Source organism: Flavobacterium sp. AK-301 (genome assembly GCF_058310215.1).
The window spans coordinates 21,921-48,352 of sequence record NZ_JBZEES010000010.1 but is presented as its reverse complement, the minus strand read 5'-3'; the positions used below and the strand labels follow the sequence as shown (position 1 = coordinate 48,352).

The window sequence follows — 26,432 nt, the reverse complement described above, 5'->3', positions numbered from 1 at the left end:
GATGAAAAACACACAAGAATATAAAGCTATAGAATTTTATTTACGAAAGCGAAATAAGCTAATAACCGATAATCGAAATGTACCAGTTCAGAACCAGCAACCAGCAACTAATACCCAGTAACCAACAACCAGTAACCAACAACCAGTAACCAACAACCAGCAACCAACAACCAACAACCAATATGGGATATACAAAATTAGAAGTGTGGTTAGAAAGTAGAAAATTAACGAATTTAATATATGAGCGTTCAAAAGTATTTCCAAAAGAAGAATTATACGGATTAACGAATCAGATAAGGAGAAGTTCCGTTTCAGTTCCGTCAAATATAGCAGAAGGATGTGGCAGACAAACATCAAAAGAAACCATATATTTCCTTCATATTGCCAGAGGCTCTTTATTTGAAGTAGAAACACAATGTTATATCGCTTTAGATCAAAAATATATCAATGAGAATGATTTTAATAACATTTTAGAAGTCATTCAGTCTTGCAAGAGACTTGTGAATGGATTTATCAATTATTATAAAAAATTGTAAAAATGCTATCTGAAAAAATAATTACGGTTGATCAACAACCAGTAGGCAACAGCTTGGGTCCAACAACCAATAGCCAAGAACCAGTAGGTAACAGCTTGGATCCAACAACCAACAACCAACAACCAACAACCAATAGCCAAGAACCAGTAGGTAACAGCTTGGATCCAACAACCAACAACCAACAACCAACAACCAATAAGACTAAAACCTTAAAACTATCAGGACTAGAACCTTTAATTATAACACCCGAAAGTAACTTTATTAACGTAGGAGAGCGAACCAATGTAACCGGTTCAAGAAAATTTCTGAGATTAATAAAAGAAGAAAAATATTCAGAAGCACTGGATATTGCCAGAGCACAAGTAGAAGGAGGAGCTCAGATTATTGATATTAATATGGATGAAGGAATGTTAGACGGTGTCCATGCCATGACAACCTTCCTGAATTTAATTGCGTCCGAACCCGATATTTCAAGAGTTCCGGTGATGATCGACAGTTCCAAGTGGGAGATTATAGAAGCAGGGCTAAAAATAACACAAGGAAAAAGTGTTGTTAACTCGATCAGTTTAAAAGAAGGAGAAGCAAATTTTATTCATCAGGCAAAATTAATTAAACGATATGGAGCAGCCGTAATTGTGATGGCCTTTGACGAAGAAGGTCAGGCAGATAATTATGAGCGTCGTATAGAGATATGTAAACGATCCTATGATATTCTGGTTGATGAAGTAGGCTTCCCCGCAGAAGATATTATTTTTGACCCTAATATTTTCCCTGTTGCAACAGGAATGGAAGAACATCGTCAAAATGCAATTGATTTTTTCAGAGCGACAAAATGGATCAGAGAAAATCTGCCTTATGTTAATATAAGTGGAGGAGTCAGTAATGTTTCTTTCTCTTTCAGAGGGAATGACAGAGTAAGAGAAGCGATGCATTCCGTGTTTTTATATTATGCCATTCAGAACGGTATGTCAATGGGGATTGTAAATCCTGAAATGCTCGAAATCTACGATCAGATTCCAAAAGATTTACTAGAACATGTAGAAGATGTTTTACTGGACAGACGTGATGATGCTACCGAACGTCTTTTAGATTTTGCAGAAAGCTTTAAAGGAGAAAATAAAGTAACAGAAAAACAGGCGCAGGAATGGAGGTTTTTACCCGTAGAAGAGAGATTGTCTCATTCCTTAGTAAAAGGACTTGATGAATTTATAGAAATAGATGTTGAAGAAGCAAGACTAAGCGTCCGTAATCCAATTGAAGTAATTGAGATTCATCTTATGAACGGGATGAATGTTGTAGGAGATTTGTTTGGAAGCGGAAAAATGTTTTTACCGCAGGTAGTTAAATCTGCCCGTGTAATGAAAAAAGCAGTAGCCTATCTTTTACCTTTTATCGAAGCCCAAAAAGGAGGCGTGGCACAGTCGGCGGGAAAAGTTTTAATGGCAACCGTAAAAGGAGATGTTCATGATATAGGTAAAAATATTGTAGCAGTAGTTTTAGGCTGTAATAATTTTGAGATTATTGACTTAGGTGTTATGGTAGCCCCTGAAAAAATTATTGAAATAGCAATTAAAGAAAATGTAGATATTATCGGATTAAGCGGTTTAATAACACCTTCATTAGATGAGATGGTTTATTTAGCAAAAGAAATGGATAAGCTGAATATTAAAATCCCTATTATGATTGGCGGAGCCACGACTTCCAGAGCACATACAGCTGTGAAAATAGCGCCGGAATATAAAGAAACAGTAGTTCACGTAAATGATGCTTCCAGAGCTGTAACAGTTGCAGGAAACTTATTACATCCTGCTTCAAAATTAGAATACTCAAAATCAGTAAGACTGGAATATGATACTTTAAGAGAAGGATATCTGAACAGATCCAGAGATAAGAACTTTCTGAATATAGAACAAGCAAGAGCCAATAAATTAAAATTAGACTGGGAGAATTATGCCCCTGTAAAACCTAATTTTATCGGAACCCAAAAAATAGAGATCAATCTAGATCTTCTGATAGATTATATTGACTGGACACCTTTCTTTAAAACCTGGGATTTACATGGAAAATATCCTAATATATTAAAAGACGAAGTAGTAGGAGAACAAGCAGTAATATTATTTAACGATGCTAAAAAAATGTTGGATGCCATTATAAAAGAAAAATGGCTGGAAGCAAAAGGGATATATGGTATTTTCCCTGCAAATCAGGTCAATGATGATGATATTGTTATTTCAGATGAAGAAGGAAAGAAACTTGCTACTTTTTTGACATTACGACAACAGTCTCAGAAGACAAAAGGAGCTCCCAATATTGCATTAGCAGATTTTATTTTGCCTAAAGAAACGAAGAAAACAGATTATATGGGCGCTTTTTGTGTTACCACAGGATTTGGAGTAGACGAAAAAGCAGCAGAATTTGAAAAAAATCAGGATGATTACAATTCGATAATGATTAAAGCATTAGCAGATCGTTTAGCAGAAGCCTTTGCTGAATATTTACATAAAAAGATCAGAAAAGAAATATGGGGTTATGCTTCTGATGAGGTTCTGACGAATGAGGCTTTAATTAAAGAAAGTTACGAAGGAATCCGACCCGCCCCCGGTTATCCTGCCTGTCCCGATCATTTAGAAAAAAGTACGATCTGGAAACTATTAAATGTAGAACAAGAAACAGGAATTATTTTGACGGAAAGTCTGGCAATGTGGCCTGCTTCCTCCGTATCCGGTTATTATTTTGGAAATCCTCAGAGTAAATATTTCGGATTAGGAAAAATAAAAGAAGATCAGGTAACAGATTATGCCAAAAGGAGAAATATTCCTTTCGAAACCGCTCAAAAGTGGCTGAATCCAAATATTGCAGATTAATAAAATAATATAAAAAAATGAAAGTTACCGAACATATAGAAAACGCACAAGGAAAAACATTATTCTCATTTGAAATATTACCCCCATTAAAAGGGCAGACGATACAATCTATTTTTGATGGAATAGATCCGTTAATGGAGTTTAAACCTCCTTTTATAGATGTGACCTACCACAGAGAGGAATATGTTTATAAAGAATTATCGAATGGATTATTAGAGAAAAAAGTCGTAAAAAAACGCCCTGGAACAGTTGGTATCTGTTCCGCTATTCAGAATAAATATCAAGTAGATGCTATTCCTCATATTCTGTGTGGTGGTTTTACAAAAGAAGATACCGAGAATTTTCTGATTGATCTCGATTTTTTAGGTATTGAAAACGTAGTAGCATTAAGAGGAGACGCTGTAAAAAGTGAGACCTATTTTAAAGCCGAAAAAGATGGGAATTGCTATGCAACTGAATTAGTAACCCAGATTGATAATCTGAACAAAGGAATTTATCTGGACGGTGATTTGCAAAATCTATCAGAAACTAATTTTTGTATAGGAGTAGCAGGTTATCCCGAAAAACACATGGAAGCACCAAGTTTAGACAGTGATATTTATTATTTGAAACAAAAAATAAAAAATGGAGCCACCTATATTGTAACCCAGATGTTTTTTGATAACCAGAAATACTTTGATTTTGTTGCAAAATGCAGAAAAGAAGGAATTACAGTACCTATCATTCCCGGGTTAAAACCTATTGCAACAAAAAAACAGCTAAATCTGATTCCACATCGTTTCAAAGTAGACCTACCCGATGAATTAATTATGAGCATTGTAAAAAGTGAAGATAAAAATATAAAAGAAATAGGCATTGAATGGTGTTTGCAACAAGGAAAAGAATTAATAAAAGCAGGCATTCCCATATTACATTTCTACTCCATGGGCAAAGCAGAAAGTGTAAAAAAAATCGCTTCAGAATTATTCTAAAATTAGAAGAAAGAACCAAGAATCAAGAATCAAGAAGAAAGAGGAGAATTAGTTTACAGTTTCAGTATTCAGTTTACAAAAAAGGAGGCTAGTTTTCTATTTTTTAAACGACAGAGATTTAAGATATATTCTATCAGTAAAAAATACACTTTGATATTTTTAAATTTACTAATAGAATGGACTTTTACATTTCCGTAGTCTTATTAAACTGAATACTGAGAACTGTATACTGAATTACTGAATACTGAGCACTATCCCTTAGTTATCTCTCTGAAAAGAGCCTCAAGATTTTTGTTTTTTTGATTAAGCTGTAGTGTTTTCAGTCCGTTTTCGTGAGCAAAATCGAATACAACAGGACGCATATCCTTATCAGAAGCAAAAGTCAGTTCCCAGACAAAATCATGCGTGTTGACATACCCCGTTATATTTGATATACCGGAAATTAGTTTTTCCTCAACCCGATAATCAAATTCCACTTCAATAACCTGTTCCTTCTCTGTTATCAGAGAATTCAGTTTTTTATCCGTAACAATTTTACCGTGATTAATAATAATTACACGATCACAAATTGCCTCAACCTCCTGCATAATATGCGTAGATAAAAAAACCGTTTTATCCTTACCCGCATTCTTAATCAATTGTCTTATCTCTACCAGTTGATTCGGATCTAAACCCGTTGTAGGCTCATCCAGAATTAATACTTCCGGATTGTGTAGTAAAGCATTTGCCAATCCCACACGCTGACGATATCCCTTAGAAAGTTCTCCTATTTTTTTGTGTGCTTCCGGAGTTAATCCCGTTAGTTCAATAACCTCCTGAATACGGGATTTAGAAACGTTATAAACATCAGCATTAAAACCCAAATATTCTCTCACATACAGATCAAGATAAAGAGGATTATGTTCCGGTAAATAACCAACGGATTTTTGTACCGCAAGTTGCTGTGTACTTACGTCACTGCTATTTACAGAAGCCTGTCCCTCATCAGCACTAATATAAGTAGTAAGGATTTTCATTAAAGTAGATTTTCCTGCACCATTTGGACCTAAAAACCCTACAATTTCTCCTTTTCTGATAGAAAAAGAAATGCTGTCTAATGCTTTTTGCTTACCGTAGCTTTTAGTGATATTAGTGACTTCTATTGACATAATAGATGATTTTAGACAAAAGTAATAATAAATTACGAACTAGGTTTTAAAACGCTCCTATTTAAAAATAGTAATTAATTTATAATTGACTTGGTTTAGTACTTGCATTACCAGTATTTTTTCCTCCAAGATTATATGTTGTTGAAGGAATTACTTGTGAAAAAGCTTTAGAGATTACTAATGCGGTGATAGTCCAGCTACCATTGCTGTTTTTAGCAGGAGCACCTCCAGCATAATCAGCGTAAAGACTCCAGGTTGAGGAGCTAGTAGGTACATAAGCATAATATTCTACTGGATTAAAATGAGGCTTTGAAGTATCTATATGACTAGGATAAATATTTTGAAGGTTAAAAGTTGCTGAGGTTACTATTACAGAATATTCGCTCACCGGTATTTTTGTATCAAAATTTCCTACCCAGTCGCCCTCTACATTTTCCAATTTATAAGTTATAATGGAAAAATGCTTATTATTTCCAGACGAAGATGGTGCAAGAGACATTAATTCTCCAGTACTATTATCAATTACAACCGGAGACACATCTGCTGTAGGCTTAGCTGTTGTTTTGCTTACATAGGTTTTACCTTTAATAGAAATATTTCCATTAATATCTAATCTATTAGTTGGATTTTGGTTAGAAATTCCAATATTACCATTATCTAATATTGTAAGTATTTCTGTATTATTAATGTCTACTAATTTCATGACTTTACCTCCTTTACTGTAGATGTCTAATTGGGTTTCAGGTTCATTAGGAGTAGTTGTATTTCCGATTTTAATTTGTGAAAAACACTTTGTTCCAACAATCAGTAATATCAATAATAAGGTTATTCTCTTTATTTCCATTTTTATTTTTTAAAATTATGCAAATGTATTGGTTTTGTATGGTTATCTAAGGTTTTTGTGTGTAATTGGCTGTGTTTTAAGATTAAATATATATATATATTGATTTTTTACATTATTTTTTAATTTTTTTTAATTAAAAAAAAGAGAATTATCTTTTTTAGATTGTAATCAATATAGGTGTTGAAAGTTAATTTAATATCTTCAATAACGAAAAAAATTGAAAAAGAAGATTATTTTTCATAAAAAAATAATGTTATTGATTCTTTTCTTGTCTAGCTGTTGGGTTTATTTACAAAATTTAATAGATAAGAATGTTTATAAGAGATCTAAATAAGTATCTATTTTATTTTTAAAACTTAAAAATCAGTTAATTTTCTACTTTTTTTAATTTTTTTGTTGAACCTATGTTTTTATTCTATAAATTTGCTCCTGACGTTAATCAATAAAAGAACAAGTCAATGTTAAATAACAGTTTTTATTTTAGCAATTCATTTTATTTTTTCTGGAAAGAAGAAAGGGATTGTCGTATTGTTATTTAATCTAAAAATGTAATTAAATAAATCTAATATAAAATCCCGATGAAAATCGGGATTTTTTTTTGCTCATATATGAACACAAAAATCGCAATTCAGGGTATTAAAGGCTCTTTTCATCATCAGGTAGCCCTTGAGTATTTCAATCAGGATGTTATTGTAGAAGAATGTCTTTCATTTAATGCATTAGTTAAAAACATGATGGAAGATAAATCCGATCAGGGGATTATGGCATTGGAGAATTCTATAGCAGGGTCTATCATTCCAAACTATGCTTTGATTGACAGAAATAATCTGCATATTATAGGAGAGTATTATTTAGATATTTCACAAAATTTGATGACTTTAAAAGGTCAGACCATTCAGGATATTAAAGAAGTGCATTCCCATCCGATGGCATTATTACAGTGTGCCGATTTTTTTGCTCAGTATCCTCATATTAAAATGGTTGAAGATGTAGATACAGCAGAAACAGCCAGAAGAATAGAGCAAAACCAATTAAAAGGAATCGGAGCAATTGCAGGTAAAGTTGCTTCCGTGATGTACAATCTGGAAATAATCGCTCCCGATATTCAGACGATAAGAAATAATATGACCCGTTTTGTGATTGTTAAAAAGCAAAACTCAGTACTATCACACGAAGAAATTAATAAAGCCTCTTTAAAATTTTCACTAGATCATAAAAGAGGAAGTTTGGCGACCGTATTAAATGTTATGAGTGATTGCCGATTGAATTTAACTAAAATTCAATCTTTACCAAAAATAGAAACACCCTGGAAATATGCCTTTTTTGTAGATGTAACATTTGATACCTATAAAGATTATGCAAAAGCAAAATCATTACTGGAAATAATGGCAGAAGAATTTAAAGTATTAGGAGAATATAAAAATGCAATGTAATATGATAGAAGCAGCACAACGTTTGAATACAGTAGAAGAATACTACTTTTCAAAAAAACTGAGAGAAGTAAGACAACTACTTTCAGAAGGAAAGCCTGTGATCAACATGGGTATTGGGAGTCCGGATCTCGCTCCGTCAAAAGCAGTAATTAGCGCCATTCAGAATGCAATGGAAGACGAGACAGCACACCAGTATCAGAGTTATCAGGGATTGCCGGTGTTACGCGAAGGAATTGCCCATTTTTATAAAACGAACTTTAATGTTACAGTAGATCCCAATACAGAAATATTGCCGTTAATGGGATCCAAAGAAGGAATCATGCATATTTCGATGGCTTTTTTAAATGAAGGAGATGCCGTTCTGATTCCTAATCCCGGTTATCCAACCTATACATCTGTGACAAAACTAGTAGGAGCAATACCTCTGTATTATAATTTAACAGAAGAAAATAACTGGCAGCCGGATTTTGAAGCCTTAGAAAAACAGGATTTATCAAAAGTAAAAATGATGTGGATAGGCTATCCGCATATGCCGACAGGAGCGAATGGAACTATTCCTTTATTTGAAAAACTAATTGCTTTTGCAAAAAAGCACAGCATATTATTAGTAAATGATAATCCGTATAGTTTCGTTCTAAATGATAATCCAATCAGCTTATTACAAGTAGAAGGAGCAAAAGAAGTAGCCCTGGAACTGAATTCTCTGAGTAAAACATTCAACATGGCAGGCTGGCGTGTAGGAATGGTTTTAGGAAATGCAAAAGCGATCGATGCCGTACTTAAAGTAAAAAGTAATATGGACAGTGGAATGTTCTACGGTATTCAGAAAGGAGCAGTCGAAGCTTTAAAAAGTAAAAAAGACTGGTTTGAAGCCTTAAACGTAATCTATAAAAAGAGAAGAGACCTGATGTTTCAGTTAGCAGATAAATTGGGATGCACCTATGATAAAGAAAGCGTTGGTCTTTTTGTTTGGGCAAAATTACCCGAAGGAGTAAAATCAGCAGAAGATTTTATCGATGAGATATTATATACAAAAGATTTGTTTATAACACCCGGAACCATATTTGGAAGTAACGGAGAAGGATATATCCGATTTTCATTATGTATAAAAGAAGAAAAAATTAAGGAAGCAATCAGTCGGTTTTAGAGGCTGAATAAAAAAAATTAAAGTGAACGTATTTATAGTAGGAATAGGACTGATAGGAGGGTCATTAGCTTTAGATATAAAGACTTTGCATCCTGAGGCAATCGTGTTTGGAATTGATCAGAATGAAGATCATTTGCAAGAAGCAAAGAAATTAGGAGTTATAGATGAGATTGCCGGTTTTGATGATTTGAAAAAAGCAGACTGGGTTATTGTAGCAGTTCCGGTAAACATAGCTTTAAAAATAGTACCACAAGTTCTGGATTTGATCTCAGATGAAGCCATTGTTTTTGAAGTAGGATCTACAAAAAAACCAATTTGTGATGCAATAACAGATCATCCGAGACGACGAAATTTTATAGCAACACATCCAATAGCCGGAACAGAATTTTCCGGACCATCAGCCGCCATAAAAGGTCTTTTTCAGGGAAAAACCAATATTATCTGTGAAGTAGAAAAAACAGCATTTTTGATTCAGGAAAAAGCTTTACAGTTGTTTTTTGATATTGGGATGCGTATTCGGTATATGGACCCCAAAGCACACGATAAACATATAGCTTATGTGTCTCATTTGTCGCATATCAGCTCCTTTATGTTAGGGAAAACAGTCATCGATAAAGAGAAAAACGAAAGAGATATTTTTGATATGGCAGGTAGTGGATTTGAAAGTACAGTGCGTCTTGCTAAAAGTTCACCGGCAATGTGGACACCCATCTTTCAGCAGAATAAAGAACAAGTTGTTCAGAGTTTAGAAGAATACATTAGTAATCTTACCCAATTCAAACAATTATTAGAAGACGATAATTATGAAGCCATTTATCAAGAGATGGAAGGCGTAAACAGAATAAAAGAAATATTAAAAGGAATACAAATCAAGAAGTAAATTATTAGTTATGAAAAACAGTAAAGAAATGAGAACATGGTTAGAAGATTTCAATTTGCCTCACCCATTAGTGATCGCAGGACCATGTAGTGCCGAGACAGAAGAGCAGGTATTAGCAATTGCAAACGAATTAAAAGATTCAAAAGTAAGCGTTTTCAGAGCAGGTATCTGGAAACCGAGAACACGTCCCGGAGGATTTGAAGGAGTTGGAGAAATCGGATTAAAATGGTTACAGAAAGCAAAAGCTCAAACCGGATTATTAATGGGAACAGAAGTGGCAAATGCCGCCCATGTGAAATTAGCTTTAGAACATGATATAGATGTATTGTGGATAGGAGCCAGAACAACCGTTAACCCTTTTGCAGTGCAGGAGATTGCAGATGCTTTACAAGGAACAGATAAAATAGTATTGGTTAAAAATCCGGTAAATCCTGATTTGTCTTTATGGTTAGGCGGAGTAGAACGTTTATACAATGCTAATATCAAAAAACTGGGAGTTATCCACAGAGGTTTCTCAACTTACGAAAAAACAAAATACAGAAATATTCCGGAGTGGCAGGTTGCTATTGAATTACAGAATAAATTCCCTGATTTACCATTAATCTGTGATCCGTCACATATTACCGGACAAAGAGATATGATTCAGGAAGTATCACAACAAGCATTAGATCTGAATTATGACGGTTTGATAATCGAAACCCATATTGATCCGGATAATGCGTGGAGTGATGCAGCACAACAAGTAACACCAACTGCTTTAAAACAGATCATTAAAAGTCTGATTATTCGTAAAGAAACAGAAAGCGAAGGAGATTACAATCAGAAAATGGCAGGATTAAGAATCAAAATTGACGATGCAGACAGTAAAATACTGAATATTCTGGCTGAGAGAATGAAAGTAGCAGATCAGATCGGAGCATTAAAGAAAGAGAATAACGTAGCCGTTTTACAAAACAAACGTTGGAATGAGATTCTTGGGAAAATGGTGTTAGAAGGAGATGAAAAAGGATTAAGTGAAGAATTTATTCTAAGAATGTTCAAAGCGATCCATCAGGAATCCATTAACCATCAGGAAAAAATAATTAACGGATAAAAATCATAAAAACAGGATAAATTCGTTTATAATAATGATTAAAATAGGATTTGTCCTGTTTCTTGAATATTTTTTTACGTTATAAAACACAAAACACCTTTATAAATCTTTTAGATTTTATAGAGGTGTTTTTTTAATAGTATGTTTTATTTGTAATTTTTTTCGTACTATTGCGTTTTTAAATTTTAAATTCTAACAAATGAAAAAAATTATTTTATTGCTTGTTTTAGCTTTTAGTTTCAGTACATTAAAAGCACAATCCGATGTTATTATTAAACATAATGGAGAGGTAGTTAATGGGAATGTTGTAAAAGTTGAAGAGTATACAATTGTATTTAAATACGCTAATGAAGATGCCGAAAATACAATTGGAAAATATGCTGTTGAAAAGATTACTTATGGTAAGAGTGGTCGTGTTCAGGAGGTAAGCGATAAAATTCAAATCAAATCAGAAAAAGATTGGGAAAAGGTTGTAATTCTTGAAGATAAGAGTTATTCATCAGGTTTGAAAAAAGCTGGAGAAGTTAGAGGAAAAACTGGTTTGATTAATTTCCAGACCGGAAATACCGGAGATAAAAAAGCCGAGAAAAAATTAAAAATGGAAGCAGCAAAACTAGGCTGTCCTTTTGTTTTAATGACTGATGATAAAACAACAGTTGGAGCGAGTTCAAATAGTATTGGAGGATCTCAGGCGATTAAAAAAGGAATTGCATATAAATATTAAAAAGAACTTTTTGTATTTAAAAAAGGGGTTGTCTATTAATAGATAGCCCCTTTCTTTTTTATTAAACCAAAAAAATCTGATTATCTTTGCGGTATGACAGGAATCGTATATAAATCTACAGGAAGTTGGTACACAGTAAAAGCTGAGGATGGCACCTTTATGGAATGTCGCATGAAAGGGAAATTCCGTATGAAAGGAATTAAAAGTACCAATCCCATAGCAGTAGGAGATATAGTAGATTTTGATCTCGAAGAAACCTCAGATACAACAACAGGACTGATTCACCACATCCATGACAGGAAAAATTATATTGTAAGAAAATCGGTAAATCTGTCAAAACAGATGCATATTATTGCTTCTAATATTGATCAGGTCTTTTTATTAATTACGATTAATAATCCGCCTACGATGACCAGTTTTATTGATCGTTTTTTAGTTACAGCAGAAGCCTACGGAATAGAAGCCGTTTTGATTTTTAATAAAATAGATTCCTTTGACGAAGCCACATTAGAAGAACAACTGTATTTACAGTATACCTATTCTCAGATAGGATATAAATGCCTCAGAGTATCTTCCACAGAAGGAACAGGAGTAGAGGAGTTAAAGAAAATGATGATTGGTAAGGTCAGTATGTTTTCAGGACATTCAGGAGTAGGCAAATCCACCTTGGTTAATGCAATGGAGCCCTCGCTGAATTTAAAAACAACAGTGATTTCAGAACAGAGTAAACAGGGGCAACACACTACGACATTTGCAGAAATGTACGATTTATCTTTTGATGCCAGAATCATAGATACCCCCGGTATCAAAGGTTTTGGAATTGTTGATATGGAAAAACAAGAAATAAGTAATTATTTCCCTGAATTTTTCAAATTAAAAGATCAGTGTAAGTTTAACAACTGTTTACATAAAGACGAACCCCATTGCGCAGTAAAAGAAGCATTAGAAAGAGACAAAATAGCTTGGTCTCGTTATAGAAGTTATATCCAGATATTAGAAGGTGATGACGAACATTACCGGGTTGATATTTATGGAGAAGAACGAGCCGACGAACAAGAATAGTAAATACCCATTATGAAATCCGTTATCCAGAGAGTAAGCGAAGCCTTAGTAACCATTGAAGGCAAAAAAGTAAGTGAAATAAAACAAGGGTTGTTAGTTCTTGTTGGAGTTGAAGAAGCTGATACTCAGGAAGACATAGACTGGTTAGCTGCAAAAATTGTGAAGATGCGAATTTTTGGAGACGATCAGGATATAATGAATCTTTCCGTTCAGGATATTGACGGAGAAGTAATAATAGTAAGTCAGTTTACACTTCAGGCAAGTACAAAAAAAGGAAATCGACCTTCCTATATCAAGGCTGCTAAGCCCGATACAGCTATTCCAATCTATCAGCAATTCATCAGGCAATTTGAAAAAGAACTGGGGAAATCGGTACAAACCGGAGAGTTTGGAGCAGACATGAAGGTAAGCCTTCTGAATGACGGACCTGTTACAATAATTATTGACAGTAAAAAGAGAGACTAAAGTTTGGAAATATAAGAAAATACTCTACTTTTGGCGAAATTGTTTTAACATGCCTTTAAGAGTTTTTTTATTTTTTTTATTCTGCCAATTTTCATCAGTAAAAGCCCAGAAATTAGATGTATCAGTTGCTTTAATCCCTTCCAAACTTAAAGAGAATGCAAGTGCTGTTATTCGATTGAATCAGATCGATGTCAATCTTTCCTCACAGAAGAATCTTATTGTAAAAAACAGAAGAATAGTAACTGTTTTAAATGAAAAAGGAATTATTCATATTAGCGCTTTCGAGAGGTATAGCCCAAACTATAAGGTGAAAAAAATTGGAGCTGTGATTTATAATGCTTCAGGAATAGAGATCAAAAAAATTACCAAAAAAGATTTCAAAGACACCAGTTTGGTAGATGGTTTCTCGGTTTTTTCCAATGACAGGATTCTCTATCTGGATTATACTCCAATAGCATATCCTTTTACAGTTATATATGAAAGTGAGATAGAAACTTCTAATACTGCTTTTTTACCGTATTGGCGCCCTTTAGAAGGGTATTTTGTAAGTGTAGAAAAAAACATCTTTAATCTTAATTATCTTTCTGATTTGGGTTTACGAAAAAAAGAGGTAAATCTATCCGATTATGTAATAAAAAAAGAAGAACAAGAAGGAAAGTTAAGTTATAGCATAGAGAATGTAGCCGCTATAAAAAAAGAAGAATATAGCCCGTCTTTCTATAAAACCGCACCTCATTTAATGATTACTTTCAATAAATTTCATTTAGAAGGAGTTAATGGAGAAGCAAAAACATGGATAGAGTTTGGAGACTGGTGTTACCAGAATTTATTAGTCGGTACAGACCAATTAAGTATTGAAACACAAAATAAAATTAAAGACCTCGTAGGTATAGAAAAAGATCCTGTCAAAAAAGCAAAAATAATCTATCAGTATGTACAAGATAAAACACGTTATGTAAGTATTCAGATAGGCATTGGAGGATGGAAACCAATGTTAGCGAAAGACGTTGATCGTTTGGGTTACGGAGATTGCAAGGCATTGACAAATTATACAAAAGCTTTATTAGAAGTAGTAGGGGTACCCTCCTATTACACTTTAGTATATAGTGGAGAACCAAGTAGAAATATCCAGTCGGATTTTGTTGCTATGCAGGGGAACCATGCAATTTTGGCAATCCCGAATGGAGAAGATATAATATGGCTGGAATGCACAAGCCAGACCCAGCCTTTTGGGTTTCAGGGAATATTTACCGATAACAGAGATGTTCTGATGATAAAACCGAATGACAGCAAAATAGTTACTACAAAAGCATTTATTGGAGAAGTAAATAAACAAGAAACAAAAGGGCGTTATTCAATTACTGAAAAAGGAGATATTAAAGCCAGACTATCTATTATTACCAATGGTTCTCAGTATGATGAGAGAGTAACAAAAGAAAGATTATCACCTACAGATCGGATTGAATATTATAAATATTATTTTGATAATGTCAATAATCTTAAGATAGATGATTTTAAATTAAACAATGATAAAGAAGGAATTGTTTTTACAGAAGAAATTGGATTTTCTGCGGTGAATTACGCTGATAAAATAGGAGATAAATTAATTTTTGTAGCAAATGCATTTAATTTAAATACAAGTGTTCCTAAGAGATATAGAAAGCGTAGTAGTTCTTTCGAGGTAAAGAGAGGGTTTTACGATATAGATGAGGTGATTATAACTTTACCCGAAGGATTTGATGTCGAAATGATACCGGAAAATGTAGCGTTAAGCAACAAATATGGAGATTATAAACTGGAGTTTAGTAGGAATGAAGATAATACAATACTCTATAAACGCTCCATATTAATGAAAGAAGGTTTATATGCGAGTAGTGAGTATAATGATTACCGATTATTCAGAGAACAGATTGTTCGTTATGACAGCACAAAATTAATATTGACAAAAAACTAATTATTACTTATGAGAAAAATTACATTATTATTAACTTTACTAAATATATTTATATTTAGTGATCTTTTTGCTCAGAAGCAGGAATTAGGAAAAGTTACTATTGAGGAACTTTTAGAACAAAAACACTCTAAAGATCCTGAAGCATCCGCAGCAATACTATTTAGTAGAGGAAAAACCTACTTTGATTATAGTACAGAAAAAGGATTTACTGTAGTTACCGAAGTAGAGATGAAGATTAAAATTTATACCAAAGAAGGATATGGCTGGGCAAATAGAGAAGTCAATTATTATATTTTTGGCACACCAAAAGAAGTCGTTACTTTTTCAAAAGCATTTACCTATAATCTAGTAGATGGTAAAATTGAAAAAACAAAATTAAAAAATGAAGGAGAGTTTACACAATCTATAAATAAATATTGGGAACAAAAGAAAATCACAATGCCTAATGTAAAAGAGGGTTCTGTTATTGAATACCAGTATACTATAAAATCCCCTAATCCGGCAACATTACCGGAATGGAAGTTTCAGTATGGTATTCCGGTTGATTATTCAGAATATAAAACAGTTGTTCCGGAATATTATGTTTATAATACGCGGTCAAGAGGGTTTTTCTCTCCAAAAATTCAAACAGAGAAAAAAATAAAAAAGCAAAATTATTCCAGCAGAGTATCTGCGAAAATAGGTGGTTTGACGGCTGATTCAGGATCTCGTTTAGTTTCAGGAATATTAGAATTTAACGAAACGAGTTCAATATATACATTAAAGAATATACCCGCATTAAAAGGAGAATCGTATGTTAATAATATAAATAATTATAGAGCCAGTCTTCAGAATGAGTTATCTATGACACGATTCCCTGATAGTGAATTTAAGTCTTATTCTACCACTTGGGATGAGGTTGCTAAATCAATTAATAACAACAGTGATTTTGGATCCGAATTAAAAAGAACCGGATACTTTGAGAAAGATATTGATGAGTTGCTGTCAGGAATAAATAATAGAGAAGAAAAAATAACATTGATTTTCAATTATGTTAAATCAAGAATGAACTGGAATAATTATTATGGATATTCGTGTAATGACGGAGTAAGAAAAGCCTATACAAGCAGAACCGGAAACAGTGCCGAAATTAATCTGATGCTGACAGCGATGTTAAGATATGCCGGTATTGTAGCAGATCCGGTGATTGTAAGTACCAGATCCAATGGGATTTCTTTATTTCCCAGTAGAACCAGTTTTAATTATGTAATTGCAGCAGTCGAACAGAATAATGGTTATATACTTTTAGACGCAACGGACAAATACAGTGCTCCGAATATATTACCCGTTAGAGCACTTAACTGGATTGGGAGATTGATAAGGCCGGAAGGAACATCAGTAGAAATCGACCTTATGCCTAAGAGTAATGCTAAAGAAAACACTATAATGAATTATGCGATTTTAGAAAGCGGAGTAATTGAAGGAAAGTTAAGAACACAATATACAGATCATAATGCCTTTTTGTTCAGGAAAAAATATACCGGAGTGAATGAAGATAGCTATTTAGAGCAACTTGAGAAAAAATTAAACCATATCGAAATAGAGAAGTATATTGTGGACAATGCTGTGGATATATCAAAGCCTGTTGTAGAAACATATTCTTTTAGAGATAATAAACACGGCGAAATACTCGGAGATAAAATTTATTTTTCACCTTTGTTGTTTTCTGTAACAACCGAAAATCCGTTTAAACAGGACAATAGAGAATATCCCGTAGATTTTGTTTATCCCCATCAGGAGAAATATACCATAAATATCCAGATACCTGAAGGTTATGAAGTAGAATCTGTTCCGGAGCTGTTTGTAATGCAATTAGAAGATAATACGAGTATATTTAAATACAATGTTGTTAATTCAGGAAAAAATATTCAAGTTGTAATGAGTCAGGATATTAATAATATAATTGTCAGAGCAGAAGGTTATCCGGCTTTAAAAGATTTTTATCAGAGAATGCTTGAAAAACAGACAGAGAAAATTGTTCTTAAAAAAATATAAAATGAATATACAAAACGCACAACAAGAAGTAGATAAATGGATTAAAGAACACGGAGTTCGATATTTCAATGAATTAACGAATATGGCACAACTTACAGAAGAAGTAGGAGAAGTAGCCCGTATTATTGCCCGACGTTACGGAGAGCAGAGCGAAAAAGAAAGTGATAAAAATAAAGATTTGGGTGAAGAACTGGCAGATGTTGTTTTTGTGGTTTTGTGTTTAGCAAATCAGACAGGAATTGATCTTCAAAAGGCTTTTGATAAAAAGATGGATCTGAAATCCAAAAGAGACCATGACCGTCATCATAATAATGAAAAGCTGAAATAGTAGAAATAGTATTGAGATGATTTACGATAGTAGATATAGGATATTTCAAAAACTTTGCGGCTCTGCGTCTTTGCGGGAAATAAATCTTTGCGCTTTTTTGTGGTTAAAAGATAAACCGGAGAACTATCAACTATCAATTAAAACGATCAACAGTTATAGAGTTTCAAAGTTAGCGAAGCCACAAATAACCTCTTACAAATCACATTTTACAAAACTATCAACTATCAATTAAAAACTATCAACTAATCGAAATGAAAGCCATTCTTAATTCTCAGTTCTCAATTCTCAATTCTTCAATTAATATAACCGGTTCAAAAAGCGAAACCAATCGTTTGTTATTGTTACAGGCTTTGTTTCCCAATATTAGTTTAGAGAATACCTCAAACTCCGATGACAGTGAGGTGATGCAGATGGCTCTTGCGACTCAGGACTCCGTTATCGACATTCACCATGCCGGAACAGCGATGCGATTCCTTACAGCATTCTTTGCCACCCGACAAGACAGAACCGTAACCCTTACCGGTTCCGCGAGAATGAAACAACGTCCTATACAAATTTTGGTAGATGCCCTGCGTCAGTTGGGGGTGAAAATAATCTATCTGGAAAACGAAGGATTTCCACCAATACAGATTGAAGGGAAGAAGATTACTTTAAATAAAGTCACATTATCAGCAGACGTAAGTAGCCAGTATATATCCGCATTGCTTCTCATAGCTGCCAGATTAGATAACGGACTCGAGTTAGCACTCGAAGGAACCATTACCTCCGTTCCCTATATTAATATGACATTAAGTTTACTGAACGAACTAGGAATAGAAACCACATTCAGCGATAATAAAATCGTAGTATTACCAAAACAACAAGTAGAAAGCAAAACCATAACTGTGGAATCCGACTGGAGTTCCGCGTCTTATTTTTACAGTATTGTTGCCCTTTCAGAAAATGCAGAAATTCGATTATCAAGCTATAAACAAAACAGTTTACAAGGAGATTCCGCTTTAGTCGAAATTTATAAACATCTGGGAGTAGAAACCATTTTTGAAGAAAATACCATTCTGTTAAAACGCCAACCAACCATCAACAGCCATCAACCATCAACCATCAACTATCAACTGAATGATACTCCTGATATTGCTCAGACCATAGCAGTTACCTGTTTCGGACTTGGGATAGAATGTCATTTAACAGGATTACATACCCTGAAAATAAAAGAAACAGACAGACTCGAAGCACTACAAACAGAACTTACAAAACTCGGTGCAGATATAACCGTAACCAATGACAGTCTGACCTTAAAAGCCACTCCCGTTATTCGTCCAAATATAGCAATCCCAACCTATAATGATCACAGAATGGCAATGGCTTTTGCTCCATTAGCCATAAAAACACCCATAATCATAGAAGAAGCAGAAGTAGTTTCAAAATCATATCCTGATTTTTGGAATGATCTCACAAAACTCGGATTCCATATTACACAAGAGCTATAGCGTTATAAAGACTCTTTAAAAACGATAACTTTTTGATAGCATATCCGTTATAGAAAAGAAATAAGGCAAAACACTTGACTTCGCCTATCTGATGATAGTATATTTGCATTCTGAATAAAAAATACAGAAAAAGATATAAATCTTTGTTTTTTTATTCAAGAAGCAGAATACCGATTTATTATTTAATAAAACAGAAAAAGCAAATATGAAATTATCACAATTCCAGTTTAATTTACCAAAAGAATTACTTGCAGAATTTCCGGCAGAGAATAGAGATGAGGCGCGTTTGATGGTTATTGATCGTAAGAAACAGACAATCGAACACAAAATGTTTAAAGATGTTATTGATTATTTTGATGAAGGAGACGTGATGGTTTTAAATAATACGAAAGTATTCCCGGCACGTTTATACGGAAACAAAGAAAAAACAGGAGCAAGAATCGAAGTATTCCTGTTAAGAGAGCTAAATGCAGAACAAAGACTTTGGGATGTATTAGTAGATCCGGCAAGAAAGATCAGAATAGGAAACAAACTATACTTTGGTGATGACGATTCATTAGTAGCAGAAGTAATAGACAACACCACCTCACGAGGTAGAACCCTACGTTTTTTGTATGACGGATCCTATGAAGAATTCAGAAAAAAACTGACAGAGCTTGGAGAAACTCCAATCCCAAAATATATTAACAGAGAAGTAACACCCGAAGATGCAGAACGTTACCAAACCATCTACGCAAAAGAAGAAGGAGCAGTAGCAGCACCAACAGCAGGATTACACTTTTCAAAACATCTTTTAAAAAGACTCGAAATAAAAGGAGTACATTTTGCCGAAGTAACACTGCACGTAGGTCTCGGAACCTTTAACCCAGTTGAGGTAGAAGATTTGTCAAAACACAAGATGGATTCCGAAGAGCTAAAGATTACCCAAGAAGCCTGCGATATTGTAAACGAAGGTAAGGTACAGAAAAAACGTGTCTGTGCCGTAGGAACAACCTCAATGCGTGCCCTTGAGAGTTCCGTATCATCACAAGCAACCTTAAACCCGTTTGAAGGATGGACCAATAAATTTATCTTCCCTCCATACGATTTCAGTATTGCAAACTGTATGATAACCAACTTCCATACGCCAAAATCGACTTTATTAATGATGATCTCCGCTTTCTGTGGACATGATTTAATGAAAAAGGCATATGAAGAAGCCATAAAAGAACAATATAAATTCTATTCTTACGGAGATGCGATGTTAATCATCTAATCCAGATAAGAAAACCCAATATATAAAGTCCCGTTTCTAGTAATAGAAATGGGACTTTTATTTTTAAAAAGCTACATTAAATAATAATTATGACGTTAGTCAGAAACGGATACACTCTTTCATGAAATTAGAGATTTGATTTTACGATACTATAAACGTTTGCTTTTACTTGAAGGAAAGCAGGAATTAATATTATTTTCTTATACTTTTTTATCTAAAAGTAAAGTGCAATATTAGAAGTATATTTAAAATAAATTCTTATTTTGCAATAGATAAAGTTAAAATATAATAAATGGAATATGGGACTATTACGCGAAATATATTTGGATTATCCGAAAAGAAGGCAGGCGAAATCATTATTCGGGCTACTAAAGGTAGCTATACAATAACATCAGCTCAGGAAATTATCATACGGGGGAAAAACGGAGGAGTAAAGTTTGGAGAATTTGATCCCGATAAAATAGATGAAGATGCCGTTCTGGTTACAAGGCTGGAAGGTCCTTTTAATGATAAGTATGAAAAAGTAGAGAAACCGATCCCCGGAACAAAATATTGGTTTAAAGCCTCCTTTAACAGAAAAGCAACAAAAGGAGAAATAAAACGTCTCAAATGGGAAATGAAAATAGGCGGAAAGATTTATGAAATCCCTGTCGATTATTCTCCAGTAAAAGAAAGCAGAGAGAATATTGCTATTTCTGTAGCCTATAGAGAAATGAAGCTCTATGCTTATTTTATCAAACCGATTGATTCGGTCAGTTTAAATTGTAAAGGAATAACAATATCTCTTCCGGTTGTTATTGATCGTTATAAAATGCCCGGATTAAATGAAGAAGGTACCGATATTGCCGAAGATATGAGTTACGGGCAGGGGTTCAGAATGCCCGATAAAATCGTTTTTTCTACTGCAATAGTTAATAAATATAAAAAAGAATATGAAGAAAACGGTTTTGATGTTCAAAAGCATGCTCTTTTTTCAAATACAGAACCATTACCTGGTTTTGTACATCCTGCTTTTTATGATCGGGAATTAATCCTTAATTTAGGGAAGCTGATGCGATTCAATGCAGAGGATTCCGATGCAGTTTTATTTGCGAATTTTAGAGCCTTAAAAGGCGTTCTGGTATGGGGAGAATTATCTCCGGTACTGGATGAAATGATTACAAAGTTTCAAAATAATGAAGGAGGGATCTATGAAAATGAAAAACTAACACAGTCGATAAAGGGTAATCCCAGTACTCAGCGCTACTGTATTCAGGTAGAAAACTATATAGCCCAGAAAATAAAAGACTATTTTACTGATGCTCAAAAAATAGAAGATATAGAAGCTGATTTTTTTGATCCGGCAAAAAGAAGAAGAAAAAATAAAGTTACTGGGAAAAAAGATAAAGCAGGAGAAGAGGCTATTTTTACAAATCCATTATATCCTTATACCCGGGATAATAATTTACTGGAAGGAAGAACGTTGGCTTTAAACGATATTTGGGCAACTGAAGTGATTTTAAAAACGATACAATTTTCCGGTGAAAACTATACTGCAATATATCAGGTTACCCTTTGGGATCATTTTGGACTGAATCTGTCCGATATGAATTTGGATAAAGGTTTTTATAACATTGCCGGTTTTCGATCCTGGTTTATACTACAACACCTTAGAGGGTATAAACCTTTTTTAACTAAAATGACTTTTGAAAAAACCTTTACAGGTAGCCTTAAAGAAGGATTACAGGAACGCTTAACTCAAAAATAATGAAAAAAATAAGTATACTATTGATTGTTTTTCTATTTCTTTCGTGTCAACAAAAAGAACTGGAATTTATTTATTTACCAAAGTTAAGCGGTAAAAAAACCTCTACTTATAGTAGTAAAAGAGGGGGGGATATATATATATATAGAGAGACGAGTTTAGTTGATAATACTTATAAAGACCGGAAATTATTAACACAGAAGATTATAGATTATTATAAAAAAAACAGGTTTGATTTATGTGAATTACCACTAAATTTTGAAGCATATGCTTATAGTTTTTATGAGAAAACCCGTTGTACAAAATATTTTATAGAACATGCCGAAGGTCCGGGAAGCTATTCTAAAGAATCAATATATAATGATTGTTTGGATGATGGAATCATTGATATTGTATATTGGAGAGATGAGCAGGATCCTTGTAAATGGATTGCGGATGTAAAAAATTATAATATCCATTATCAGGATACTATTTATTGTGAAGGTTGTAAGGATAAAATCTATAATGAGAAAATTAAATGGAGAGGAGATAAGCAATGGGAATAGTTATAGAGCATTTCAAAGAAGGCTTACAGGAACGCTTAACTCAAAAATAATGAAAAAACTAAGTATACTATTTATTGTTTTTCTATTTCTTTCGTGTCAACAAAAAGAACTGGAATTTATTTATTTACCTAAATTAAGTGGTAAAACAACTTCTACTTATAGTAGTAAAAGAGGAGGATATATATATATATATATCCAAACTTATTTAGTAAATCATTCCATAAAAGGCGATAAGTTATTAATGCAGGAAATGGTAACATATTTTAAAGTCAATCATATTGATTTATGCAGTTTACCACTAAATTTTGAAGCTTGTAGTTATCGTTTTTATGAAAAAACCCGTTGTACCAGCTATTTTATAGATAAAGCAGAAGATCCGGGAGGATTTTCCAGTAATATAATGGAAGATGATTGTTTTAATGATAAAATCATTTCTATTGTGTATTGGAGAGACAAACAGGATCCTTGTAAATGGGTTGCGGATGTAAAAAATTATAATATCCATTATCAGGATACTATTTATTGTGAAGGTTGTAAGGATAAAATCTACAATGAGGATATTAAATGGAGAGGAGATAAGCAGTACACAAACTAACTGTCTTTAATGATTCTTGAAACTATTGTAAAGCTCTTTATCATGCAAATTGTCTATACAACAGAAGAAGAAACGGAGTCCGGAAGCTGTTTTTCAGAAGGAGAACTAGAATGTTTAGAGCTGCAAATTCTAGTATTAGAAGGAGAAACCAAAAATTCACTACAATTAGGCAGGAATGGACACTTTTTAGAGATATGTCTAGACGGTAGGTTTTTTTTAAATCTGTTAGGTATTAATCTGTGATTTACATTTAATACACATCTGCATTTTAATTAAAAACCTTGCAAATAATAAATAAAAACATGTTTTAATATACATTTATACCCTCTACTGTCGACAATTTTTTTATCTTCGTACTTCCTAAATTTCACATTATGAACACAACAAATGATTTTCCCGTATGGTATGTGGTGGGTAGCGGAAACGCCCCAGCGTTTGTGAAAGCGTAGGACTGCTAAGCTATACGGGTCTTATTTTTACCTAAAATTTCACATTATGAGTACAATCAAAAAATTAATTAACCTTGAAGCTTTACAATGTGCAGATCATTATTGTAATACACTAAAAGGAAATCAGAGTAATGCTCCGAGAACCATTACAATGGAGTTAGATAGTTATTATCATTTATCCACCCTTACCATTAGTTTTCTAAACAGTATTTCCGATTTGTCTTCTCTGGAAGATTCGGAGATCACCTCACAGATTCGTTATCTGTCCGAAATGTGTTTAAAAATACATCCCGCAAGTGAAATGGCATTTCTGGACAAGTTGTTTTTAGAAAAAGATAAAGATTCCGAATCTCAATTAGTAAAAATGAATTCACTATCAGAATTAGTAAAGAAAACCGTAGCTCAGGAACAGTTAATAGCAAATCTCGAAGAAGAAAACACCGTTTTACAACGAAATCTAGCCTTATTGATGAAACCGGAGTAATTACACAAAACAGTTAGTTATAAAGTAAAAAAGCCTCAACATCGTTGAGGCTTTTTGTTTCAGTAAAGATGCGTTAAAACGTACCTCTAGTATATATCTAATATCGTAAATTGTATATTTCAACTATCAACTATCAACTATCAACTATCAACTATCAACTATCACTTAACTTGATAAACCAGTTTTACCGTAATTGTAGCTGTTTTCTTTTTAGAATTGGTATTAAAAGAACCACCCCAGGAATACTCCTCAGATGAGTTTTGAGCAGTAATTTGGAAAACACCCATATCAGATTTTTTCAGTCTGTTTATTTTAGCGTTAGCATTTTCGGCAATGCTCTCTGCTCTTGCGTTAGCATCTTTAGTAGCCTCAGCGATCATTTGTATTTTAAGTTCAGCAAGTTTTGTATAATAATACTCCGGTGGATTAGAATAAAATTCAATACCCGAGTCGATCAGTTCAGAAATCTCTCTGGATATATTCTCAATTTTATCCACCTCTTTCGATTCGATTTGCACACCCTGAGTTAATGAAAAACCGGTAAAAGTCTGATCGCGAATACCGCTTTTCTCGTTGTAATGATAATCAAACTCCTTATTGATCGAAACAGCAGAAAAAACAATCTCATTTTCAGCGATTCCTTTAGCAATCAAATAATCTTTGATAACCGTTCTGTCATTTTCCAGTTCAGTATAAGCCTCTTTTAAGACCAGATTTTTTTTAGAAAAAGAACCGTTCCAGACAATTAAATCAGAAACAAAATCCTTTTTACCCAGTCCGGTAACGCTTATTGTATCATTACTTTGATTTCGGGTTTGATAAACATAAGAAAAGAAAAAAGCTGATGTAATTACAGCAATAGCAATAATCAGCGCACTAATATAATTTTTCATAAATAAATAAATATTGACGTAAGTCTACAAATTTAAATATTTTTTTTAAGTTTATGATTACAAATATTTAATTTATGTTTTAAAAATAAAGATAATAAGTCGAAACGATTAGAGTTTCAAACTGATAACGATCTCTTTCATAAAACATTTGATTTCTCATATTTCACATAAAACATTTTCCTTAAATTTACAAGACAATCATAGATCGGCAAAAATGATATTTCAAAACACAAGAGAATTTGCACAGCAGCTTGACCGGCAAGATAAACTACATAAATATAGAGAAGAGTTTCTGTTTCCGCAGATTAATGGAAAGCAGGTAATTTACTTTACCGGAAATTCATTAGGATTACAACCCGTCCGGGCTAAAAAGTATGTAGATGAAATAATGGAAGACTGGGCAAAATTAGCCGTCGAAGGTCATTTCTATGCTGATAAACCCTGGTGGAATTATCAGGAACGTTTTGCAGCGCCCCTAAGTAGGATTGTAGGAGCAAAGCCAAGTGAAGTAACCGTAATGAATACCCTGACGGTTAACTTACATTTATTAATGGTTTCCTTTTATCGTCCGACACCAAAAAAGTATAAGATTCTCTGCGAAGCAAAAGCCTTTCCGAGCGATCAGTATCTGATACAAAGTCAGGTTCATTTCCATAAATTAGACCCTAAAGAAGCTATCGTAGAAATAGAAATAAGAAAAGGAGAACATACTATTCGTACAGAAGATGTATTAGCCAAAATAGCAGAAATAGGTGACGAATTAGCATTAATTCTGATAGGAGGAGTTAATTATTACACCGGACAGGTATTTGATATGAAAACCATAACCAGAGCCGGGCACGATGTTGGAGCTTATGTAGGCTGGGATTTGGCACATGCTGCCGGAAACGTGAAACTCGAATTACATGACTGGGGAGTAGACTTTGCCACCTGGTGCAGTTATAAATATATGAATTCAGGACCCGGAAATGCATCCGGTATTTTTGTACATGAAATACATCATACCGATACCGATATTCCTCGTTTTGCAGGATGGTGGGGACATAACAAACAAAGACGCTTTCTGATGGAGCCTAAATTTGATCCCATTTGCGGAGCCGAAGGCTGGCAGGTGAGTAATCCGTCTGTTTTATCACTAGCACCTTATCTTGCTTCCGTAGAAATGTTTGACGAAATAGGGATGAGTTCATTAATAGAAAAAAGAGATAAGATCACTTCCTTTTTAGAGTTTGTTTTAAAAGATATTGCCGGACAAGTTAACAGCACATTTGAAATTATTACACCCGAAGAGCCATTAGAAAAAGCCTCACAGTTATCCGTTCTGTTACATGGACAGGGAAAAAGTCTGTTTGATTATTTGATGAAAAGTGGAGTAATCGTTGACTGGAGAGAACCCAATGTGATTCGGTTAGCACCCGTACCATTATATTGTTCCTATGAAGATGTATATGAATTCGGGCAGATATTAAAACAAGGAATTATGTTTCTGTAGAAATA

24 protein-coding genes are annotated in these 26,432 nt (G+C 33.6%); 21 read left to right on the top strand and 3 right to left on the bottom strand.

All coding sequences use genetic code 11. From position 1 onward, the window contains the following. The first annotated feature begins 182 nt into the window (after positions 1–182). Genes AC4FQX_RS12390 through metF form a run of 3 tightly spaced genes read left to right on the top strand, consistent with a single transcriptional unit; the run spans position 183 to position 4,371 of the window. Positions 183–536, top strand: coding sequence for a four helix bundle protein (locus AC4FQX_RS12390; RefSeq protein ID WP_491168023.1), 354 nt, complete (start codon positions 183–185; stop codon positions 534–536). 2 nt (positions 537–538) lie between these two features. Beyond that, positions 539–3,400 (top strand): methionine synthase, encoded by a 2,862-nt coding sequence (gene metH, locus AC4FQX_RS12385; RefSeq protein ID WP_491168022.1) that lies wholly within the window; start codon positions 539–541, stop codon positions 3,398–3,400. A 17-nt stretch (positions 3,401–3,417) separates the two neighbouring features. Next, entirely contained in the window at positions 3,418–4,371 is a 954-nt protein-coding gene (metF, locus tag AC4FQX_RS12380) for a methylenetetrahydrofolate reductase [NAD(P)H] (protein WP_491168021.1), read from the top strand. Positions 4,372–4,622: 251 nt separating this feature from the next. On the opposite strand, the gene gldA is transcribed toward metF, so the two are convergent. Both gldA and AC4FQX_RS12370 read right to left on the bottom strand, forming a co-directional pair. Next, a complete protein-coding gene (gene gldA / locus AC4FQX_RS12375) occupies positions 4,623–5,519 on the bottom strand; it encodes a gliding motility-associated ABC transporter ATP-binding subunit GldA (protein ID WP_491168020.1) in 897 nt (298 codons plus the stop codon). A gap of 79 nt (positions 5,520–5,598) precedes the next feature. Then, a complete protein-coding gene (locus tag AC4FQX_RS12370) occupies positions 5,599–6,363 on the bottom strand; it encodes a hypothetical protein (RefSeq protein ID WP_491168019.1) in 765 nt (254 codons plus the stop codon). 608 nt (positions 6,364–6,971) lie between these two features. Between AC4FQX_RS12370 and AC4FQX_RS12365 the strand changes: the two genes are divergently transcribed. The 17 genes from AC4FQX_RS12365 to AC4FQX_RS12285 all read left to right on the top strand — a co-directional run bounded on the left by AC4FQX_RS12365 (position 6,972) and on the right by AC4FQX_RS12285 (position 24,042). Beyond that, positions 6,972–7,796 carry a prephenate dehydratase gene (locus AC4FQX_RS12365; RefSeq protein ID WP_491168018.1) on the top strand — a complete coding sequence of 275 codons (825 nt, stop codon included), beginning with the start codon at positions 6,972–6,974 and terminating at the stop codon, positions 7,794–7,796. 1 nt (position 7,797) lies between these two features. Beyond that, positions 7,798–8,943, top strand: a complete 1,146-nt coding sequence (locus tag AC4FQX_RS12360; RefSeq protein ID WP_491168017.1) for a pyridoxal phosphate-dependent aminotransferase — start codon at positions 7,798–7,800, stop codon at positions 8,941–8,943. Positions 8,944–8,965: 22 nt separating this feature from the next. Continuing rightward, positions 8,966–9,823, top strand: a complete 858-nt coding sequence (locus AC4FQX_RS12355) for a prephenate dehydrogenase (RefSeq protein WP_491168016.1) — start codon at positions 8,966–8,968, stop codon at positions 9,821–9,823. Between the two features lie 10 nt (positions 9,824–9,833). Beyond that, entirely contained in the window at positions 9,834–10,916 is a 1,083-nt protein-coding gene (locus tag AC4FQX_RS12350) for a chorismate mutase (protein WP_491168015.1), read from the top strand. Between the two features lie 199 nt (positions 10,917–11,115). Continuing rightward, positions 11,116–11,640, top strand: coding sequence for a hypothetical protein (locus tag AC4FQX_RS12345; RefSeq protein ID WP_491168014.1), 525 nt, complete (start codon positions 11,116–11,118; stop codon positions 11,638–11,640). Between the two features lie 93 nt (positions 11,641–11,733). Beyond that, positions 11,734–12,702: a ribosome small subunit-dependent GTPase A gene (rsgA, locus tag AC4FQX_RS12340; protein ID WP_491168013.1), complete on the top strand. Its 969-nt coding sequence runs from the start codon at positions 11,734–11,736 to the stop codon at positions 12,700–12,702. Between the two features lie 12 nt (positions 12,703–12,714). After that, on the top strand, positions 12,715–13,167 hold the full coding sequence (gene dtd / locus AC4FQX_RS12335) for a D-aminoacyl-tRNA deacylase (RefSeq protein ID WP_491168012.1): 453 nt from the start codon (positions 12,715–12,717) through the stop codon (positions 13,165–13,167). 49 nt (positions 13,168–13,216) lie between these two features. After that, positions 13,217–15,121, top strand: coding sequence for a DUF3858 domain-containing protein (locus AC4FQX_RS12330; protein ID WP_491168011.1), 1,905 nt, complete (start codon positions 13,217–13,219; stop codon positions 15,119–15,121). A 9-nt stretch (positions 15,122–15,130) separates the two neighbouring features. Then, positions 15,131–17,155, top strand: a complete 2,025-nt coding sequence (locus tag AC4FQX_RS12325) for a transglutaminase family protein (RefSeq protein ID WP_491168010.1) — start codon at positions 15,131–15,133, stop codon at positions 17,153–17,155. 1 nt (position 17,156) lies between these two features. Further along, positions 17,157–17,483: a nucleotide pyrophosphohydrolase gene (locus tag AC4FQX_RS12320; RefSeq protein ID WP_491168009.1), complete on the top strand. Its 327-nt coding sequence runs from the start codon at positions 17,157–17,159 to the stop codon at positions 17,481–17,483. Between the two features lie 251 nt (positions 17,484–17,734). After that, complete coding sequence (gene aroA, locus AC4FQX_RS12315) at positions 17,735–18,970, top strand: 3-phosphoshikimate 1-carboxyvinyltransferase (protein ID WP_491168008.1); 1,236 nt, start codon at positions 17,735–17,737, stop codon at positions 18,968–18,970. Between the two features lie 205 nt (positions 18,971–19,175). Then, positions 19,176–20,225 (top strand): tRNA preQ1(34) S-adenosylmethionine ribosyltransferase-isomerase QueA, encoded by a 1,050-nt coding sequence (queA, locus tag AC4FQX_RS12310; RefSeq protein ID WP_491168007.1) that lies wholly within the window; start codon positions 19,176–19,178, stop codon positions 20,223–20,225. A 292-nt stretch (positions 20,226–20,517) separates the two neighbouring features. Further along, positions 20,518–21,972 (top strand): DUF3289 family protein, encoded by a 1,455-nt coding sequence (locus AC4FQX_RS12305; RefSeq protein WP_491168006.1) that lies wholly within the window; start codon positions 20,518–20,520, stop codon positions 21,970–21,972. Further along, entirely contained in the window at positions 21,972–22,514 is a 543-nt protein-coding gene (locus AC4FQX_RS12300) for a hypothetical protein (RefSeq protein ID WP_491168005.1), read from the top strand. The genes AC4FQX_RS12305 and AC4FQX_RS12300 overlap by 1 nt, the downstream gene beginning before the upstream one ends. Further along, on the top strand, positions 22,474–23,109 hold the full coding sequence (locus tag AC4FQX_RS12295) for a hypothetical protein (RefSeq protein ID WP_491168004.1): 636 nt from the start codon (positions 22,474–22,476) through the stop codon (positions 23,107–23,109). The genes AC4FQX_RS12300 and AC4FQX_RS12295 overlap by 41 nt, the downstream gene beginning before the upstream one ends. Before the next feature lie 42 nt (positions 23,110–23,151). Next, on the top strand, positions 23,152–23,352 hold the full coding sequence (locus tag AC4FQX_RS12290) for a hypothetical protein (RefSeq protein ID WP_491168003.1): 201 nt from the start codon (positions 23,152–23,154) through the stop codon (positions 23,350–23,352). A gap of 252 nt (positions 23,353–23,604) precedes the next feature. Next, complete coding sequence (locus AC4FQX_RS12285; RefSeq protein ID WP_491168002.1) at positions 23,605–24,042, top strand: hypothetical protein; 438 nt, start codon at positions 23,605–23,607, stop codon at positions 24,040–24,042. 161 nt (positions 24,043–24,203) lie between these two features. On the opposite strand, the gene AC4FQX_RS12280 is transcribed toward AC4FQX_RS12285, so the two are convergent. Continuing rightward, on the bottom strand, positions 24,204–24,935 hold the full coding sequence (locus tag AC4FQX_RS12280) for an SIMPL domain-containing protein (RefSeq protein WP_491168001.1): 732 nt from the start codon (positions 24,933–24,935) through the stop codon (positions 24,204–24,206). 214 nt (positions 24,936–25,149) lie between these two features. On the opposite strand from AC4FQX_RS12280, the gene kynU reads away from it, so the two are divergent. Next, positions 25,150–26,427 (top strand): kynureninase, encoded by a 1,278-nt coding sequence (gene kynU / locus AC4FQX_RS12275; protein ID WP_491168000.1) that lies wholly within the window; start codon positions 25,150–25,152, stop codon positions 26,425–26,427. The last annotated feature ends 5 nt before the right edge of the window (positions 26,428–26,432 follow it).